Source organism: Kribbella sp. NPDC002412, from assembly GCF_053592935.1.
Window position 1 is genome coordinate 21835 of the sequence record NZ_JBSFBL010000065.1, and the last position, 16701, is coordinate 38535.

At 69.7% G+C, this 16701-nt stretch carries 14 protein-coding genes; 6 read left to right on the top strand and 8 right to left on the bottom strand.

Annotation, left to right across the window (positions count from 1 at the left end; all coding sequences use genetic code 11):
• Positions 1–3 precede the first annotated feature (3 nt).
• The 4 genes from ACWCOV_RS35705 to ACWCOV_RS35720 all read right to left on the bottom strand — a co-directional run bounded on the left by ACWCOV_RS35705 (position 4) and on the right by ACWCOV_RS35720 (position 3641).
• Complete coding sequence (locus tag ACWCOV_RS35705) at positions 4–1500, bottom strand: sensor histidine kinase (RefSeq protein ID WP_449833784.1); 1497 nt, start codon at positions 1498–1500, stop codon at positions 4–6.
• Complete coding sequence (locus tag ACWCOV_RS35710) at positions 1500–2201, bottom strand: response regulator transcription factor (protein ID WP_360536315.1); 702 nt, start codon at positions 2199–2201, stop codon at positions 1500–1502. Before ACWCOV_RS35710 ends, ACWCOV_RS35705 begins: the two co-directional genes overlap by 1 nt.
• Before the next feature lie 126 nt (positions 2202–2327).
• A complete protein-coding gene (locus tag ACWCOV_RS35715) occupies positions 2328–2858 on the bottom strand; it encodes a hypothetical protein (RefSeq protein ID WP_449833785.1) in 531 nt (176 codons plus the stop codon).
• A gap of 297 nt (positions 2859–3155) precedes the next feature.
• Entirely contained in the window at positions 3156–3641 is a 486-nt protein-coding gene (locus ACWCOV_RS35720; protein WP_449833786.1) for a DUF456 domain-containing protein, read from the bottom strand.
• A 97-nt stretch (positions 3642–3738) separates the two neighbouring features.
• On the opposite strand from ACWCOV_RS35720, the gene ACWCOV_RS35725 reads away from it, so the two are divergent.
• The gene (locus tag ACWCOV_RS35725) at positions 3739–5730 is read left to right on the top strand and encodes an amylo-alpha-1,6-glucosidase (RefSeq protein WP_449833787.1); all 1992 of its coding nucleotides are present in this window, start codon (positions 3739–3741) and stop codon (positions 5728–5730) included.
• On the opposite strand, the gene ACWCOV_RS35730 is transcribed toward ACWCOV_RS35725, so the two are convergent.
• Positions 5720–6343 (bottom strand): LysE family translocator, encoded by a 624-nt coding sequence (locus tag ACWCOV_RS35730; RefSeq protein WP_449833788.1) that lies wholly within the window; start codon positions 6341–6343, stop codon positions 5720–5722. The two genes, ACWCOV_RS35725 and ACWCOV_RS35730, sit on opposite strands and share 11 nt — an antisense overlap.
• Before the next feature lie 85 nt (positions 6344–6428).
• On the opposite strand from ACWCOV_RS35730, the gene ACWCOV_RS35735 reads away from it, so the two are divergent.
• Positions 6429–7904, top strand: a complete 1476-nt coding sequence (locus ACWCOV_RS35735) for an aminotransferase-like domain-containing protein (RefSeq protein ID WP_449833789.1) — start codon at positions 6429–6431, stop codon at positions 7902–7904.
• A gap of 91 nt (positions 7905–7995) precedes the next feature.
• On the opposite strand, the gene ACWCOV_RS35740 is transcribed toward ACWCOV_RS35735, so the two are convergent.
• Positions 7996–8238, bottom strand: a complete 243-nt coding sequence (locus ACWCOV_RS35740) for a DUF7455 domain-containing protein (RefSeq protein ID WP_449833790.1) — start codon at positions 8236–8238, stop codon at positions 7996–7998.
• A 437-nt stretch (positions 8239–8675) separates the two neighbouring features.
• Here ACWCOV_RS35740 and ACWCOV_RS35745 point away from each other — a divergent pair, with 437 nt between their 5' ends.
• Complete coding sequence (locus tag ACWCOV_RS35745) at positions 8676–10760, top strand: DNA gyrase/topoisomerase IV subunit B (protein WP_449833791.1); 2085 nt, start codon at positions 8676–8678, stop codon at positions 10758–10760.
• A 30-nt stretch (positions 10761–10790) separates the two neighbouring features.
• On the opposite strand, the gene ACWCOV_RS35750 is transcribed toward ACWCOV_RS35745, so the two are convergent.
• Positions 10791–11336 (bottom strand): hypothetical protein, encoded by a 546-nt coding sequence (locus ACWCOV_RS35750; RefSeq protein WP_449833792.1) that lies wholly within the window; start codon positions 11334–11336, stop codon positions 10791–10793.
• 234 nt (positions 11337–11570) lie between these two features.
• Here ACWCOV_RS35750 and ACWCOV_RS35755 point away from each other — a divergent pair, with 234 nt between their 5' ends.
• A complete protein-coding gene (locus ACWCOV_RS35755; RefSeq protein WP_449833793.1) occupies positions 11571–12215 on the top strand; it encodes an HAD family hydrolase in 645 nt (214 codons plus the stop codon).
• A gap of 51 nt (positions 12216–12266) precedes the next feature.
• A complete protein-coding gene (locus ACWCOV_RS35760; protein ID WP_449833794.1) occupies positions 12267–13004 on the top strand; it encodes a VOC family protein in 738 nt (245 codons plus the stop codon).
• Positions 13005–13022: 18 nt separating this feature from the next.
• Here the strand turns inward: ACWCOV_RS35760 and ACWCOV_RS35765 are convergent, their stop codons facing one another.
• The gene (locus ACWCOV_RS35765) at positions 13023–14993 is read right to left on the bottom strand and encodes an MGH1-like glycoside hydrolase domain-containing protein (protein WP_449833795.1); all 1971 of its coding nucleotides are present in this window, start codon (positions 14991–14993) and stop codon (positions 13023–13025) included.
• Positions 14994–15301: 308 nt separating this feature from the next.
• On the opposite strand from ACWCOV_RS35765, the gene ACWCOV_RS35770 reads away from it, so the two are divergent.
• Positions 15302–16387 (top strand): LacI family DNA-binding transcriptional regulator, encoded by a 1086-nt coding sequence (locus ACWCOV_RS35770; protein ID WP_449833796.1) that lies wholly within the window; start codon positions 15302–15304, stop codon positions 16385–16387.
• Positions 16388–16701: the final 314 nt, after the last annotated feature.

Here is a 16701-nt window from a genome sequence, read left to right on the forward strand (position 1 = left end):
ACGTCAGCCGTTCAACGGCAGGTGCACGGTGAAGGTCGCGCCGTGCGGTGAGGTGTCGGTGACGGTGACTCGGCCGCGGTGCGCGGCAACCAGCGCGGCGACGATCGACAGGCCGAGACCGGAGCCGCCGGTCGCGCGGGTGCGGGCCGAATCGGCTCGGTAGAACCGTTCGAAGACCCGTGCCTTCTGCTCATCGGTCAGGCCGGGCCCGGTGTCGCTGACCTCGAGGATCGCGTCGCCGCCCCGGGTGCCGATCGAGACCGTGATCGGTGCGTCCAGCGGGGTGTGGTGCAGTGCGTTGCTGACCAGGTTGCCGAGCACTTGGCGCAGCCGGGCCTCGTCTCCCTGGACCACCGGGGCCTCGGAGCCCGGCAGGATCTTCAGCGAGATGTTCCGGTCCGGCTGCATGGCCTGGGCGTTGTGCAACGCGTCCGCGGCGATTGGCAGTAGGTCGACCGGTTCCATTCGCAGCGGTCGTTGCTGATCAAGGCGCGCGAGCAGGAGCAGGTCGTCGACTAGCAGGCCCATCCGCTTCGCCTCGTCCTCGATCCGCTGCATGATCTCCGGGTCAGCCGAGTCGCCGCGCTGCCGGCTGAGCTCCGCGAATCCGCGGATCGACGTCAGCGGTGTCCTGAGCTCGTGTGAGGCGTCGGCCACGAACCGCCGCATCCGGTCCTCCGACTGTCGCGCCGCTTCCTCCGAACGGCGTGCCGCGTCCTCGGACCGCCGGGCCGCGAACTCCGACGCGGTCCGCTGCGCGAACGCGGTCTCGATCTGGCCGAGCATCTGGTTCAAGGCGACCGACAGCCGCCCGACCTCGGTGCGTGGATCCCGCTGCGGCACCCGCCGGCCCAGGTCTCCACCTGCGATCGCGACGGCGGTGTGCTCGACGTCCTCGAGTCCGCGCAGACTTCGCCGTACGACGTAGGTCCCGACGCCGGCCAGCAGCACCAGCAGGATGAGTCCGGCGGCCGCCTGGACTCCGATCAGGCGCTGGATGGTCCGGTCCATGTCGCCGAGGCTCTGCGCCACCATCACCGAGCCTTGGCCGTTGTTCAGCGGCAGCACCACGACCCGCCAGGTCGCGTCGCCCGAGACGGCATCGGTGTTGAACGCCTTGCCGTCGAGGGCGCGGACCTGGTTGAGGTTCAGCTTCGGAAGGTCCGGCAGCGGATCGGTCTCGGCCAGCGGCGCCCGGAACGGCGAGTCGTCGGGGTCGCCGTCGGAGTCGTTGAACTGTACGACGATGAGGCTCGGCAGCGGCCGGTTCCGGCCCGGACCGGGCCGCGGTGGACGGTTTGTGGCGCCGTTGTCCTGCTGGAAGGCGGCGGCCGTCTTCGTCAGCAGAGTGTCCACCCGGTCCACCAGGTAGCCGCGCATGATCGTGGTCGCCAGCACCCCGGACGCGACCAGCGCCACCGCCACCAGCGTCAGCAGGACGACGACGATGGTGACGCGGAGCGGGTACCGGTCGGTGAACCGCCGGTGGGTCTGCTGCATCAGTTGGGGCCTCGGGGCGTGCGGAGGACGTAGCCGACCCCGCGGACGGTGTGGAGCAGCTTCTGGTCGCCGGTGTCGACCTTACGGCGCAGGTACGACATGTACGACTCGACCACGCCGGCGTCCCCGGCGAAGTCGTAGTTCCAGACCGCGGACAGGATCTGGCCCTTCGACATCACCCGCTCGGCGTTCTCCAGCAGGCAGCGCAGCAGCTTGAACTCGGTCAGCGACAACTGGACCGCCTGGCCGGCCTTGAAGACCTCGTAGCTGTCCTCGTTGAGCTCCAGGTCGGCATAGCGCAGTACGGCGGCCTCGGTCGTGGTCTGCTCGCGGTGACCCGACCGGCGGAGCAGCGCACGGACCCGGGCGACCAGCTCGTCCAGGCTGAACGGCTTGGTCACGTAGTCGTCGCCGCCGGTGTGCAGGCCGAGCACCTTGTCCTCGACCGCGTCCCGCGCGGTGAGGAACAGCACCGGCACGTGCCGGTCCTCGCCGCGGAGGCGTCGTACCACCTCGAAGCCGTCCAGGCCGGGCATCATCACGTCCAGCACGACCAGGTCGGGCTCCACCTCGCGGGCCTTGCGCAGCGCCTCGGCGCCGTGCGTCGCCGTGGTCACCTCGTACCCGGCGAAGCGCAGACTCGCGGACAGCAACTCGACGATGTTCGGCTCGTCGTCGACCACCAGCAGATGCGGGCTCATGCCTTCAGTCTGCCGCCGCCACCCGTGCGAACCCTGCAAGCTTCCTGGCAATCAGCTGTGAGTCGACGGGGGTGGTGCGAGTCGACCGGGGGAGCGGTGCCGGTCAGCGCGTAGTGCTCTTGTCGGTCAGCGGGGGCCGCGGTGGAAGCCCCAGCGGTCGCCGGCCGCCTTGCGGACGGTGCCGTCGTTGACCGAGGTGGCGGTGGCCCTGCCGTCCGCGACCACGGCGAAGACGGAGACCGTGTTCCCGGTCTTCACGTCGTCGATGCCGTCCCGGGCGGCGTTCACCAAGGTGTCCTCGGTGAGCGTGTAGGTCCGGCTGTAGCCGTCCTCGCTCTTCACCGTGATCGACTCCTTGCTGACCGCGGTCACCTCGCCGCGCTGGGTCGCGACGGTCTGGTAGCTCCCGTCGTCCTTCTTCACCACGAACTCCCCATGCAGCGCGCCGCCCAGCCCGAACTGCCCGCCCCGGTGCGGCCCCTTACCAGGCTCACCCTGCTTGTCCGGGGTCGGTGAGGCCGAGGGCGAAGGAGTCGGAGTCGGGTCCGCACCACTCGACGCCCACGCGACCCCACCCGCCACGGTCATAGCCACCACCGCAGCCGCAGTCCCGGCCACCCGCCACCGATTCTCGAAAACCTTCTTGTACGACGCCATCGCCCCGCCTTCCGACTACCTACAGGTCACCCACAGCCTGACCCACCAACCTCCGCCCCACCTAAGAACACCCTGGCAATCACATAACGCTTCACCCGGCGCGCTCGGATAGCAGCCGGGCTGTTGCGCGCTGAGTGCAGCAGCCCGGCCGCTGTCGCGCCGGTTGTCAGCAGCTGGGCTATGCCAGGGCAGGCTATTCGGGGTTGGGGTGGCGCTGCTTCCCGTGCCGGGCTTGCCGGGCTCTGGTCGGGAGCCAGGCTTGCGAAACACTGGCAATCGAGCCACCGCAGAGCGTGACTAGACCACGAACAGTACGGCGGTCAACCACACCGCGGCCGCGAGCGACGTACCGATGAACTCGATCAGGATCGACAACCCGGTCGCCCGCAACGCATGCTTCGTCGACCCCCAGGCGTCCCCGTGGCTGCCGAGCCGCTGCCGCTCGGACAGGTACACGCCGAGCGGGAAGCCGACGAACATCCCGACCACCGGGATCACGAAGAACCCGACGATGCCGAGCACGACCCCGACGAACATCGACCGCCGCGGCACCCCGGACTCCCGCAGCCGTCGCTCCGGTACGACGTACTTCACCACCTGACTGGCCCCGATCAGCACCACGGCCGCGGCCAGCACGATCCAGCCGGTCGGGCTCTGCTCCTCCAGCGCCCAGATCAGGATCGCCGCCAGGCTCAGGAGGGCGCCCGGCAGCACCGGGACGACGATGCCCGCGATCCCGACGAAGATCGCCACACCGACGAGGAACGTCGCAACACTGTCCACACCGGCAACTCTGCCGCATTCCGCAACTGTTTGCTCGCAGGTGCACAAAACCGAAGGGCAGACGAGCGGGCGCAGGGCAGGCCTTTAGGGTGGGGCCATGCCCCAGCTGCACGAACTGGTCATCGCACTCGCTGCTCCCTGGGTGGTTCTCTCGCCCCGCTCCGGTCAGCTCACCGGCACCGGCGCGGAGGGCGTGTACGCCCGGGACCGGCGCATCCTGTCCCGGCTGAGCGTCACCGTCGACGGCGAGCCGCCGGTCCCGATCCACGCGGACGAACGCTCTGCCTCGGTGCACGAGTACGTCGCCGTGGTCGAGGGACTGGGCGACTCCAACCGGCACGACCCGACCGTGATGCTGTACCGCACCCGCGAGGTCGGCTCCGACGGCATGACCGAGCGCATCCGCCTGGTGAACCGCTCCCGGGCCACCGTCGAGTGCCGCCTGGACGTTGCCCTGGGCACCGACCTTGCCGGTACGGCGGCCGTCCGCAGCGGCGCCGCCGCGGACCTGCCCGAGCTGAGTCCCGCGTACGACGGCCCGGCCCGGCTGCACTGGGACAACTCCGGGACCCGGGTGACCGTGCGGCTCGACCCCGGAGTGACCGCGACGCCGCGGCTGGAGCCGGGGGAGGAGTTCACCATGACCCTGCAGGTCGCGGCGGACTTCCCGAAGCCGACGACCGGCTTCAGCATCGACCCGCCCGCCGACCGGCAGCCCTATGCCTTCGCCGTCGAGTGCAACGACAAGCGCGTGGACCGCTGGGTGAGCCGGTCACTCGCGGACGTGCAGGCTCTGCAGCTCGCAGCCGGCGACGACCGCTACCTGGGCGCCGGACCGCCCTGGTACCTCACCCTGTTCGGCCGCGACTCGCTGATCTCCTCCGGCATGCTCATCCCGGTCGACCCCGAACTGGCCGCAGGCACGCTCCGAGCTCTGGCCGCGTGGCAGGGCACCAAGGTCGACCCCGACTCGGCCGAGCAGCCCGGCAAGATCCCGCACGAGCTCCGCGCCGAAGTGGCCGACCACGGCGGTGGCCTGGTGCTGCCCGCGGCGTACTACGGCACGCACGACGCGACCCAGTTGTGGATCACCACGCTGCACAAGGCCTGGCGCTGGGGCATGCCCGCCGACCAGGTCCGGGACCTGCTGCCGAACCTCCGCAACGCTCTCACCTGGATGAAGGAGTACTCCGACCCGGACGACGACGGCTTCCTCGAGTACATCGACGAGTCCGGCCACGGCCTGGCCAACCAGGGCTGGAAGGACTCGGCCGACGCAGTGCAGTGGCCGGACGGCACGATCGCCTCCGCGCCGATCGCACTGTGCGAGGTCCAGGGCTACGCGTACGCCGCAGCCGTCCGTGGAGCCGAGTTGCTCGAGGCCCACGGCGAGTCCGGTGACGAGTGGCGCGAGTGGGCGGCCGCACTGCAGGAGCGGTTCCGCAGCGCGTTCTGGGTCGACGGCTATCCGGCCATCGCCCTCGACGGCGAGAAGAACCCGGTCGCCGGGCGCGCCTCGAACATGGGCCACCTGCTCGGCACCGGCCTGCTCGACGCCGACGAGGAGCTGACGGTCGCCGAGGTCCTGGCCGGCGCCGACCTGGACAGCGGCTTCGGGCTGCGAACGTTGACCACGGCAATGACCCGGTTCAACCCGCTCGGCTACCACACCGGCAGCGTCTGGCCACACGACACCGCGATGGCCGTCCAGGGGCTGTACGCGACCGGGCACGGCGCGCGTGCTTCGTCGTACGTCGAGGGGCTGATCCGGGCTGCGGAGGCGTTCGACTACCGGTTGCCGGAGTTGTACGGCGGCCGCGGACTGGCGGACGAGTCGACGCCGACGCCGTACCCGCTGTCGTGCTTCCCGCAGGCCTGGGCGGCCGCCTCCGCGATCGCCGTGGTCGTCGCGGCACTGGGGATCGAGCCCGATGTCCCGGGCGGCACGCTGGTGCTCAACCCGGCGGACACCATGCCCTGGGAGTCACTGAAGGTGTCCGGTCTCCGGCTGGGGAACGACAGCCTGTCCCTGCACTGGCAGTCGGGCGAGCTGACGGTGCTGGAGGCCCCGGAGGGCCTCAGACAGTGAGGACGGCGGCCGTCGCAAGAGCCAGGTAGATCCCGGCGACGATGCGGTTGCGCCAGCGGCTGGAGGCTCGTGCCGAGCGGACCCGGCGGCCGATCGCGTCGGCACCGACGGCGTAGCAGAGGTCGAGCGTCAGGCCGATGACGAGCGCTCCGACGCCTAGCAGCAGCATCTCGGTGCGCAGCTGGTCGGGTCCGGCACCGCGACTGGTGAACTGCGGCAGGAAGGCGAGGAAGAACAACGCCGCCTTCGGGTTCAGCAGGTTCACCACGACACCGTCGCGGAAGACGCGGCCCAGCGGCGCGGGCGGGACACCGCCCGCGGTCTCGGTCGCCGGCATCCGCAGCATCTTCACGCCGAGGTAGGCCAGGTACAGCGCGCCGGCCAGCGTGATGGCGGTGAACAACACCGGCGACGCCTTGACCAGCGTCGCCAGCCCGAGCGCGGCGACCACGATGTAGACGAGGGTGCCGGTCTCGATCGCGAGCGCGGACACCACTCCGGCCCGGCGTCCCTGGGTGAGGGAGCGGAGCGAGATGTAGAGATTGTTCGGCCCCGGCATCCCGACCAGCACCACCGTCGTGCCGGCGAACCCCAGCAGCTGCGCGATCCCCATGAGCTTCTCCCTCTCGAACTGGACTGCCTTGTGGTACTAGCCTGGCCGCGGGAGAAGCAGTCCACCCGAGCCAATAAGGGGAGAAGTGGACCGTTCTGGAGATGCCGCCGCGCTGGCGGACCTGATCGGCGGCCGGCTGAGCGGGCCGGGCGGCGGCCTGTACCGCCGGCTGGCCGACGCGATCGCCGGCCTGATCGGGTCGGCCGAGCTGCCGGTCGGCGCCCGCCTGCCCGCCGAACGCCGCCTCGCCGAAGCCCTCGCCGTCAGTCGCTCCACCGTCGTCGCGGCGTACGACGAGCTCCGCGCCCGCGGCCTGGTCGAGAGCCGCCGGGGGAGCGGTACGACGATCGCCCGGGCCGCGAGCCGTGGTCGTTCCCGAGCGGACAAACGGATGCCGGTGGGGTACGGCGAGTCTCTGTTCCACCGGATCGCGGCCGGACCGGGCGAGGTCATCTCGCTGACCTACGCCGTCGACCCGGGGATGCCCGAGTTGGCCGCCGAGCTGATCGATTTGGCGACCAGCGACCTGCCGACACTGCTTGACGACGTCGGCTACCACCCGCGCGGGCTGCGGGTGTTGCGGGAGCGGATCGCCGAGCACTTCGAGGAGTCCGGCCTGCCGACGGCACCGGACGAGATCGTGGTGACCACCGGCGCGCACCAAGCGATTGCCTTGGTGACCCAGATGTACCTGCGAACCGGAGCGGCCGTGGTCATCGAGCAGCCCAGTTGGCCCGGTTGTTTCGACCTGTTCGGGGCGGCCGGCGGGCGGGTGGTCGGCGTACCGCTGGACGATGCCGGGATCCGGCCTGATCTGCTGACGGCCGCGTTCGCCGAGCACGAGCCGGCCATGCTGTTCGTGATGCCGACGTTCCACAACCCGACCGGGCGGCTGATGTCGGCGAACCGGCGGCGGCAGGTGGCCGAGCTCGCGGCCAAGCACGGTGTCGTGGTGGTCGAGGACAACGCGTACTCGGCGTGGGATCCGGCCGGGCCCGCGATCCCTCCGCCGCTGGCGGCGTACGCGCCGGACGGCAGCGAGGTGCTGACCATCGGGTCGGTGTCGAAGGCGGTGTGGGGTGGGCTGCGGATCGGATGGATCCGCGCGTCGCGGCCGCTGGCCGAACGGCTGGCGCGGCACAAGGCGCTGGCCGACCTCGGCAGTCCGGTGATCGACCAGGCGCTCACGGCGCGGTTGCTGCCGCGGCTGGGGGAGCTGACGTCGGCGCGGGCGCGGGTCGCGACGGCGCGGCGGAAGTTGATGGGGCAGTTGCTGACCGAGCGGCTACCTGACTGGGAGTGGTCGCAGCCGGAAGGTGGGTCGGCGTTGTGGATCCGGCTGCCGGACACCGACGCCCGGGTGTTCGCCCAGGTGGCGCTGCGTCATGGTGTCGAGGTGGTCGCGGGGCGCGCGATGGATCCGACCGGCCGGCACGACGACCACCTGCGGGTGCCGTTCGCGTACGCCGAGCCCGTCCTGGACGACGCGGTGGCGAGGCTTGCACGGGCCTGGCAGGAACTGCGCCGGCATGGGCCGCCTCCCGACGTACCCCTGATCTGACAATGAAGGATGGCGGCCACCCGCTGGGGTGACCGCCATCTCAGCCTCTATGACTTTGGCGCCGTCGTTGGCGCGTTTGTGAAGCTTGGGCTTACCGATCCTCTTCCGCAGCGACGCTCGGGGCGGCTTCGAGCCGACCGGTCTCGTCGTGGATGGTGATCGCGATGTTGCGCAGCTTCTCCGCGTGCTCCCGGCTGTGGTGGGCGCAGAAGAGCAGCTCCCCACCGGAGGTCAGGGTGACACGGACGTAGGCCTGCGCGCCGCAGCGGTCACAACGGTCCGCAGCCGACAGGGTCGAACTCGGGGCGAGTGCTGTAGTCACTTGAGGCCTCATCTCATCTAGTTCCGTACTCACCAGATAGCAACATCCTGACATGCGGATCGCTTCCCGGTAGGGGCAGCGTGTCCGTATGTGAGACGAACCACCTGTTCCCGTATGACGCATCTTGACGAGGAATCGTTTCGGAAGCGGGCGAATTCTTGTTTCCGGCGGGTGTCGGGCGTGTCTTCTCTCACTGTGCGCCATGGTGCCGTCACCGTGTGCTGATGTTCGGAGTGTCGTACACCACTCCGGATCGAGTCCGGATCGATACCTGCCGAATCACCTTTCTCGTCGGGGATGTGCTGCGCCTCCGGTACCCGGTCGCATGCCCGCCACAGCCCCGCCTGCAGGGTTTTGGGGGTCGGGCCGCATAGTCTGTGAACAGGCGTTCGGACCCCGGCCGGGTCCGGATGTGTGGCAGTGAGTTTGTGAACCAGTGAAGGAGCCCAGTGGCCGCCCCGACGCCTCGCAGTACCGAGCTCGACCCGACGTACAACGCCCGTCACCTCCTCGTCCTCGAAGGACTCGAGGCGGTGCGCAAACGCCCGGGTATGTACATCGGCTCCACCGACAGCCGCGGCCTGATGCACTGCCTGTGGGAGATCATCGACAACGCCGTCGACGAGGCCCTGGCCGGGCACGGCGAGCGGATCGACGTCGTCCTGTACAAGGACGGCTCGGTCGAGGTGAAGGACCGCGCCCGCGGCATCCCGGTCGACATCGAGCCGAAGACCAAGCTGAGCGGCGTCGAGGTCGTGTTCACCAAGCTGCACGCCGGCGGCAAGTTCGGCGGCGGCTCCTACAACGCCTCCGGCGGTCTGCACGGTGTCGGCGCCTCGGTGGTGAACGCGCTGTCCGCGCGGCTCGACGTGGAGGTGGACCGCGGCGGAGTGGTCTGGACCACGTCGTTCCGGCGCGGTGTCGCCGGTGAGTTCGACGGCGAGGGCGCGAGCGCCGGCTTCACCCCGGCCAAGGGCCTGCGCAAGGCCGGCCGGGCCAAGAAGGGCGTCACCGGCACCCGGATCCGGTACTGGGCGGACCGGCAGATCTTCACCCGGGACGCGACCTTCAACTACGACGAGCTGGTCACCCGGGCCCGGCAGACGTCGTTCCTGGTGCCCGGCCTCGAGCTGGTGATCCGGGACGAGCGCGGCGACGAGGTCACCGAGGAGACCTTCAAGCACGACGGCGGGATCAGCGAGTTCTGCGAGTTCCTGGCCACCGACCAGAAGGTCACCGAGGTGATCCGGCTGACCGGAACCGGCCACTTCACCGAGACCGTGCCGATGCTCGACGACGCCGGGCACATGACCCCGACCGACGTCGAGCGCGACCTGGACGTCGACATCGCGGTCCGCTGGGGCGACGGCTACGAGACCGAGCTCCGCTCGTTCGTGAACATCGTGGCCACGCCCAAGGGCGGCACCCACGTGGCCGGCTTCGAGCGCGCGCTGTCGAAGAGCTTCACCAATGCCCTCGACGGCACCCGGCTGCTGAAGAACGGCGAGGAGATCATCAAGGACGACGTCCTGGAGGGTCTGACCTCGGTGGTCACGGTCCGGCTGGCCGAGCCGCAGTTCGACGGCCAGACCAAGGAGGTCCTCGGCACGCCGGCCGCCTCGCGGATCGTCGCGAAGGTCGTGCAGAGCGAGCTGGAGTCGTTCCTCACCTCGAACAAGCGCGAGCACAAGGCGCAGGCCCGCGCCGTGCTGGAGAAGGTCGTCGCGGCTTCCCGGACTCGGGTGGCCGCGCGTCAGCACCGCGAGCTGCAGCGACGCAAGACGGCGCTGGAGTCGTCGGCGCTGCCGGCGAAGCTGGCCGACTGCCGCAGCAACGACGTGGACCGCTCCGAGCTGTTCATCGTCGAGGGTGATTCCGCGCTCGGTACGGCGAAGCTGGCCCGGAGCTCGGAGTTCCAGGCGCTGCTGCCGATCCGGGGCAAGATCCTGAACGTGCAGAAGGCGTCGGTCGGCGACATGCTGAAGAACGCCGAGTGCGCCTCCATCATCCAGGTCGTCGGCGCCGGGTCCGGCCGCAGCTTCGACCTCGAGCAGGTCCGCTACGGCAAGATCATCTTCATGGCCGACGCCGACTCCGACGGCGCGCACATCCGCTGTCTGCTGGCCACGCTGTTCTTCCGGTACATGCGGCCGCTGGTCGAGGCGGGCCGGGTCTACACCGCCGTACCGCCGCTGCACCGGTTCGAGCTGACGAACCCGAAGAAGGGGCAGGACAAGTACCTGTACACCTACAGCGACGCCGAGTACCAGCGGAAGACGGCCGAGCTGATGAAGAAGAACGTGCGCTGGAAGGAACCGCCGCAGCGCTACAAGGGTCTCGGTGAGATGGACGCGGACCAGCTGGCGGAGACCACGATGGACCCGCGGCACCGCACCCTGCGCCGCATCACCGTCGACGACGGCGAGGCCGCCGCCCAGGTCTTCGACCTCCTGATGGGCAACGACGTCGCGCCGCGCAAGGAGTTCCTCGTCCAGGGCGCCTACGAACTGGACGAGAACCGCATCGACGTCTGACCTGGCCTGGCCCCGCGGGCGGGCCGCAGGCTAGGTCAGGCCCAGTGCGGCCGTCGTGACCTCGCAGAACAGGGCCAGGTCGCTCTCGGCGTTGGGGTGAGGTCCCCTGTTGACGACGATCTCGCGGCTGACGAACTCCTCGCCGTCGAAGACCTCGTGGAGGACGAGGTAGCCGGCCCCCAGCAGGACGACACCGTCGGCGGTCCGAAGATGCCCGACCAGCCCGCGGACGGTGGTCTCGACCGTGTGCAGACCCTCCGGGTCGCCGGAGATGATGGTGTCGGACACCGGTCCGGCGGCGTGCCGAAGGACTGTGGCGCCGTTGTCCGGGTTGGTGTAAACGACGTCGACCTGGCTGACGCTGCGGGAGTCGACCGGCTGGTTGGGTGTCAGGAACGCTGTTCCCTTGACAGTGATCGTGACGTCCACCTCCTTACCGGTGCCGCAGAAGTTGCCATCGGTGAACGAGTCCGTGAAGGCGAAGCGGACGACGCCGGGGTTGGCGGCGACCGCCGACGGCATGGCGCCCAGCCCGAGCGCAGCGATGATTCCAACGACCAGTGCGAACCTACGCATTGGTCCCCTCCATTCGTGGTGCTGTCCCGGCGGCGGAACGCGTTCGGTCACACACCGAATGCGTGGCGGCACGGGCCCCTCCCCGAGCAGAGCGCGACCAGTCGACTCTGCCGCGTTGATGCCGGTGGCATCTTCCCCCGCTGAACGATCGCCGCAGCGGACATGCGCCGGCGGCCCTGACTTCAGCAAACGCCCGGACGCCCATCCTGTAAAGGGATCGGCGATGATGCTTGCATGCACCCGCGGCTCGCCTGCTTCGACCTGGACAACACGCTGATCGATCGGGACGGGGCGTTCGCGGCCTGGGCCCGGTGGTGGGTGGAGCGTGCAGGGCTTGGCACGGATGCGGTCGAGTGGCTGGTTGCTCACGACAATGGTGGGTTCACGCCGCGGGCGGAGCTGTTCGCGGGGTTGCGGTCGGCCTTCGGGCTGAGGGCTTCGGCCGAGGAGTTGGTGGGTGCTTACGATCGGGAGCATCCACCGTTCACGTGGGTGGAGCCGGCGGTGCTGGATGGGTTGGCTTCGTTGCGTGCTGCGGGTTGGCGGGTGGCGGTGGTGACGAACGGGAACGTCGTACAGCAGACCGGAAAGCTCGAGCACACCGGGATCGCCGCGGCGGTCGACTACTGCTGCATCTCGGAGGCCGCCGGGGTGCGGAAGCCGGACCGCCGCATCTTCGAGCTCGTCGCATCACAGACCGGCACCACCCTCACGGACGGCTGGATGGTCGGCGACCACCCGTCGTACGACGTAGCCGGCGGCATCAACGCCGGCCTCAAGACCATCCGCATCGGCCACCACCACACCCTCGACACGCCAGTAGCCGACCACCACTTCGACTCAATCCTGAAAGCCTTCCCAGTCATCCTCGCCAGCTGACTTTCTTCCACCTCATCCAAGGCCTTCTGCTGTTGGGCATAGGGTTGGGGCATGGGGCTGGAGCTTGTGCAGGTGAATTTCAAGGCGGGGGATGACTCGGCGTTGGGGCGGTTTTGGGCTGAGGCGCTGGGGTGGGAGGTTGTCAGCGCGGAGCCTGGGGCTACTGGTGTGTTGCCTGGGGGTTCTGGGTGGCCGGTGCCGGGTGGGGTTTCTCTTGATGTGATTCGCGTTCCGGACCCCGAGACTGTGAAGGATCGGGCGCACCTCGAGCTTGCGACCAGCTCGGCGGCTCATCACGTGGAGTTGGTTGCGCGGCTGAGGGAGCTTGGCGCGACGCCTGCCGGGGTTGGGCAAGGTGATGTCCCGTGGACGGTGCTGGCCGATCCGGAGGGGAATCTGTTCTGTGTCCTGGAGCCCCGGGAGATCTACCGGGACACCGGGCCGATCGCCGCGGTGGTTGTCGACTGCGCGGATCCGCGGGCCATGGCGCGGTTCTGGAGCGACGCGATGGGCTGGACGCTGCACGAGGTGACCGACGATCACGCGTTGCTGCGGTCCGCCAAGGGCACCGGCCCGTACCTGGAGTTCCTCCGCACGCCTCACGGGAAGGACCTCGGGCACCGCGCCCATCTCGACCTGCTGCCGTACCCGGTTGAGGATCAGGCGGTGGAGGTGACCCGGTTGCGAGGCCTCGGCGCCACGCCCGCCGACGTGGGACAGGGCAACGTCCCGTGGGTGGTGCTTGCCGACCCGGAAGGCAACGAGTTCTGCGTCCTCGGCCGCGGCTGACCGTTCTGGAGAGCTGGGTCATAGTCGGGGAGGGATGACTTCGCCAGGGTTCGCCTCGCGGCCGTCGACGGTGATCTTGGTGTGGGTGGGGGCGATGGTCAGGTCGATGGTGTGGTCTCCGTGGGTGTAGCCGGTGAGGGTCACAGTGCCGGTCGGGACAGGGTTTGGGTGGATGGTCAGGGAGCCGTTGGGGTGGGGGTGGATGCCGGCTAGGCCGGTGAGGATGGCTTCGGCGCCGGTGAGGCCCGCTATGACGTTGGAGCGGCGGCCGGTGGCTGGGGCGCCGGGCTTGTCGCAGTAGTGGTCCTGGGGGAAGTACGGGTAGTGGTCGCCCATCCAGAACAGGCGGCGGAGGACGTCCCAGGCGAGTGTTGACTCGCCGCGTTCCCACAGGGCCAACGCGAGTTGGGGTGCTTCGCCGGTGTAGGCACCGGCGCCGGACCAGTCGATGTCGGCGGTCTCGTAGTGGCGGTCGTCCTCGGCGCTGACACTGCTGACGCCGTACTCGCCGAGAAAGGCTCCTGGCCGGAGGTGCTTGATCAGCGCGGCAGCGACCTCGGGTGGGCAGGCGCCGGAGCGCAGTACGTCGAAGGCCTGGATCGAGTAGGCGAGTTCGGTGTGACCGCCGGGGTAGCGGCTGCGGAACCAGCCGGCGTCGGCGTCCCATAGTTGGCGGATCACCTCGGTCCGGATCTGGTGGGCGGATGCTCGCAACTCGTCGACGGGCAGGGCCGCGCCGGAGACTTCGGCCAGTTCTGCGAGGGTTTCGAGCGACCAGGCGCGCTCGGCGTTGGGGCTGGCGACGACGTGTTCCCAGCCGGCGCCGCGCATCTCGAGGAGGTTGCTCTGGTCGCCGTAGTCACGCAGTACGCCGGTCTGATCGTCGGGACGGAAGCGTTTGTCGAGGGCGGTGAGTACGTCGTACAGCCGTGAGACCAGACCGGGGTCGAGCCGGCGGGCCGCGGCGGCTGCGCGGGCCAGCGTGGTGAGGGACCAGCCGCTATAGGCGTAGGCGACGCCGAGGCCGGTGCCGTCGGGAGCGATGGCGTAGCGGTCGGTCAGGTCGGCGTCGAGGAAGGACTCGATGAGGTCGACGACGTGGTCGCCGAGCATGAGGCTGAGGACGTTGGGGGCGTAGCCGCCGGTGTCCCAGGCGTACGCGCAGAGGGCGCCGCCATCGAGACCCGAGGTCGCTATGAAGGGTGTGGTGACGAAGGCTGGGTGGTCCCACCAGGAGACGAGACCGCTGGCGAGGGAACGGCGGTAGTACTGCTCGAGGCCGGGGATGTCGCTGCTGAGGACGGGGACTCTCGCGAGGGCCTGGTTGAGGCGGGCTGTCCAGACGCGGTTGGTGGCCACTGCGTCCGCGGCGGGGTCGGCGGGTGGTGTTGCGTCGGACGGGTGGACGGCGAGGGTGAAGGTGGCATCGGCGCCGGGTCGGAGTTGGGCGGTGAGACCTGTGTGGGTGAGGGCGATTGGGGTGCCGGTGCCTCGCGCAGGTGGGACCCATCCCCAGTCGGACAGGTCAACCGCATGGGCCTGGGTGGGAGAGAGTGCCGGGCGGATGGTGAGTTCGTGGGTGCGGTCCGAGCGGTTGCGTACGCGGACGGTCAGGACGTAGCCGGGCTGGCCGTGCCGTGCCGTGAGGGTGCTTTCGACGGCGAGGGAGGTCAGGCGACCGTCGACGTACTGGTGGTAGGTGCCTCGGCGCGTCACGCGGTCCGGGCGCCAGGTGCCGCCGGCGGGGAGGAGGCCTCGGTCGCCTGCGCCTGGGCGGGTGCCGTCGGGGATCCTCCGGCCGTCGAGCTCGAACGCCACCGTCAGTTGGCTGTCGGCGGCGGCGTGCGGGGGAGCGAACCAGCCGCCGACGCCGCAGACCGTTCCCGGCAGCCGGCTGACGGTGCCGGTGCCGCTGCCGACCCAGATCTGGTCCGGCGGTACGGCGCGGCGGAGGTCGAAGGCGAAGTCGTCGAGGGCGTACGGCGGCATGGGCGGCCTTCCTGCAGAAACTGGCGAACCCGGCACAGGTCGTGGCGTGGCGAAGCGGCGAAGGTGGCAAGCGTGGTGTGGCGGCCGGGTGGGAGTGGGCGTGCCGGACCGGTCCCGGCAGGTGATCCCGGCCTGCGTAGGACCGGTCCAACACGGTGGCTCGATGGTGGCACGAAGGCCAGGAACTGCGCAATGGTCAAGCGGTGAAACCGTTTGCGTGCGGCCTGTTGACCTCGCTCCCGCCCGCTGTTACGTTCCGGTGCTGACCCGTTGGACCAGTCCAACGGAGCTGATCAAGGGAGGGCCCGATGGCGAAGCTGACGATTCGCGACATCGCCGCGCTGTCCGGCCTGTCCAAGTCCACCGTCTCGCTGGTGCTGAACAACAGCCCGAAGGTGGACCCGGCGACCCGCCGGCACGTGCTCGCGGTGATGCGCAAGCACCGGTACGTGCCGAGTTTCGCGGCCACCGCGCTGGCCAAGGGCAGCACCCGGCTGATCGGGATGGTCGTGCCCGGCCTGTCCTGGCACATGGTTGCCTCGATCAACATCGGGGTGGCCGCGGTGACCGAGCGGAACGGGTTCGACATCATCCTCTACACCGCGACCAACGACCGTGACTACGGCTCGCTGATCGATCGCGTGCTGACGTCCAGCATGGCGTCCGGCCTGCTCGTGGTCAGCCACGAGCAGCCGCTGGAGCCGCTCGTCCAAGTACACCAGGAGGGCCTGCCGGTCGTCCTGGTGAACACCATCGACGCCGACGTGGACCTGCCGTCGGTCACCGCCGACAACTACCAAGGCGCGCTGACGGCGATGGACCACCTCCTGCAACTCGGACACGAGCGAATCGCTTGTGTGCAAGGCCGAATGGCGTACCGGTGCTGCCAGGACCGCTACCGCGGCTACCTGGACGCGCTGCGCACGGCGGGGATCCAGCCCGATCCCGAGCTCACCAAACCCGGTGACTTCGTGCCCGAGCAGATCCGCTCCCGGTCGCGCGAGCTGTTCGCGCTGCCGGCCGGTCAACGGCCGACTGCGGTCTTCGCGCACTCCGACGTGACGGCGTACGGCGTGATGACCGCTGCCGCCGAGGCCGGGTTGCGGGTGCCGGAGGACGTGTCGGTGATCGGCTTCGACGACATCGAGTCCGCGGCTCAGATCCGTCCGCCGTTGACCACCATCCAGCAGCCGTTCGTCGAGATGGGCAAGCGCGCCGCGACCATGCTGGTCGAGGCCATCGGCCCGAACGACGACGAACCCGAAACGGCGGCGACCGACGAGGTGGAGCTGCCTCGCCTGGTGATGCCGACCAGCCTGATCGTCCGGGCGAGTTGCGGGCCGGTGCCCGTGACCCGGTCCCCGCGCGGACGGTCGCAGACCGCCAAGGCCTGATCCTCCGGATCGAGGTCCCGCCCGACCACCGACTCCTGGCGCCGACGGCGCCCACCGACAGCGCACCCAGCAGTCCCCCCACAGACCCCGGTCGATGGCCGGCGGGTCACGTGCTGCTGCGCGCCGCCCTCTGGAAGGACCCCGGAGTGAACAGAAAACTGGAAATGCACCCACCCCCTCGCTCCGCTCGGGGGCGGGGATGGGTCAGTGCCCCCGCAGCGGCTGTCGCTCGGGGGCGAGGTAGGGTCAGCGCCCGGGCCGCGGCTGTCGCTCGGGGGCGGGGTTGGGGTGGCGCCGTCGCCGCGACCTTTGGC

Bases quoted from the DNA above. Each gene is read 5' to 3' on its own strand.
- ACWCOV_RS35760 (WP_449833794.1), top strand. From the start codon at position 12,267: ATGGGGCTGGAGCTTGTGCAGGTGAATTTCAAGGCGGGGGATGACTCG.
- ACWCOV_RS35755 (WP_449833793.1), top strand. From the start codon at position 11,571: ATGCACCCGCGGCTCGCCTGCTTCGACCTGGACAACACGCTGATCGAT.
- ACWCOV_RS35705 (WP_449833784.1), bottom strand. From the start codon at position 1,500: ATGCAGCAGACCCACCGGCGGTTCACCGACCGGTACCCGCTCCGCGTC.
- ACWCOV_RS35725 (WP_449833787.1), top strand. From the start codon at position 3,739: ATGCCCCAGCTGCACGAACTGGTCATCGCACTCGCTGCTCCCTGGGTG.
- ACWCOV_RS35740 (WP_449833790.1), bottom strand. From the start codon at position 8,238: ATGAGGCCTCAAGTGACTACAGCACTCGCCCCGAGTTCGACCCTGTCG.
- ACWCOV_RS35715 (WP_449833785.1), bottom strand. From the start codon at position 2,858: ATGGCGTCGTACAAGAAGGTTTTCGAGAATCGGTGGCGGGTGGCCGGG.
- ACWCOV_RS35765 (WP_449833795.1), bottom strand. From the start codon at position 14,993: ATGCCGCCGTACGCCCTCGACGACTTCGCCTTCGACCTCCGCCGCGCC.
- ACWCOV_RS35710 (WP_360536315.1), bottom strand. From the start codon at position 2,201: ATGAGCCCGCATCTGCTGGTGGTCGACGACGAGCCGAACATCGTCGAG.
- ACWCOV_RS35770 (WP_449833796.1), top strand. From the start codon at position 15,302: ATGGCGAAGCTGACGATTCGCGACATCGCCGCGCTGTCCGGCCTGTCC.
- ACWCOV_RS35730 (WP_449833788.1), bottom strand. From the start codon at position 6,343: ATGGGGATCGCGCAGCTGCTGGGGTTCGCCGGCACGACGGTGGTGCTG.
- ACWCOV_RS35750 (WP_449833792.1), bottom strand. From the start codon at position 11,336: ATGCGTAGGTTCGCACTGGTCGTTGGAATCATCGCTGCGCTCGGGCTG.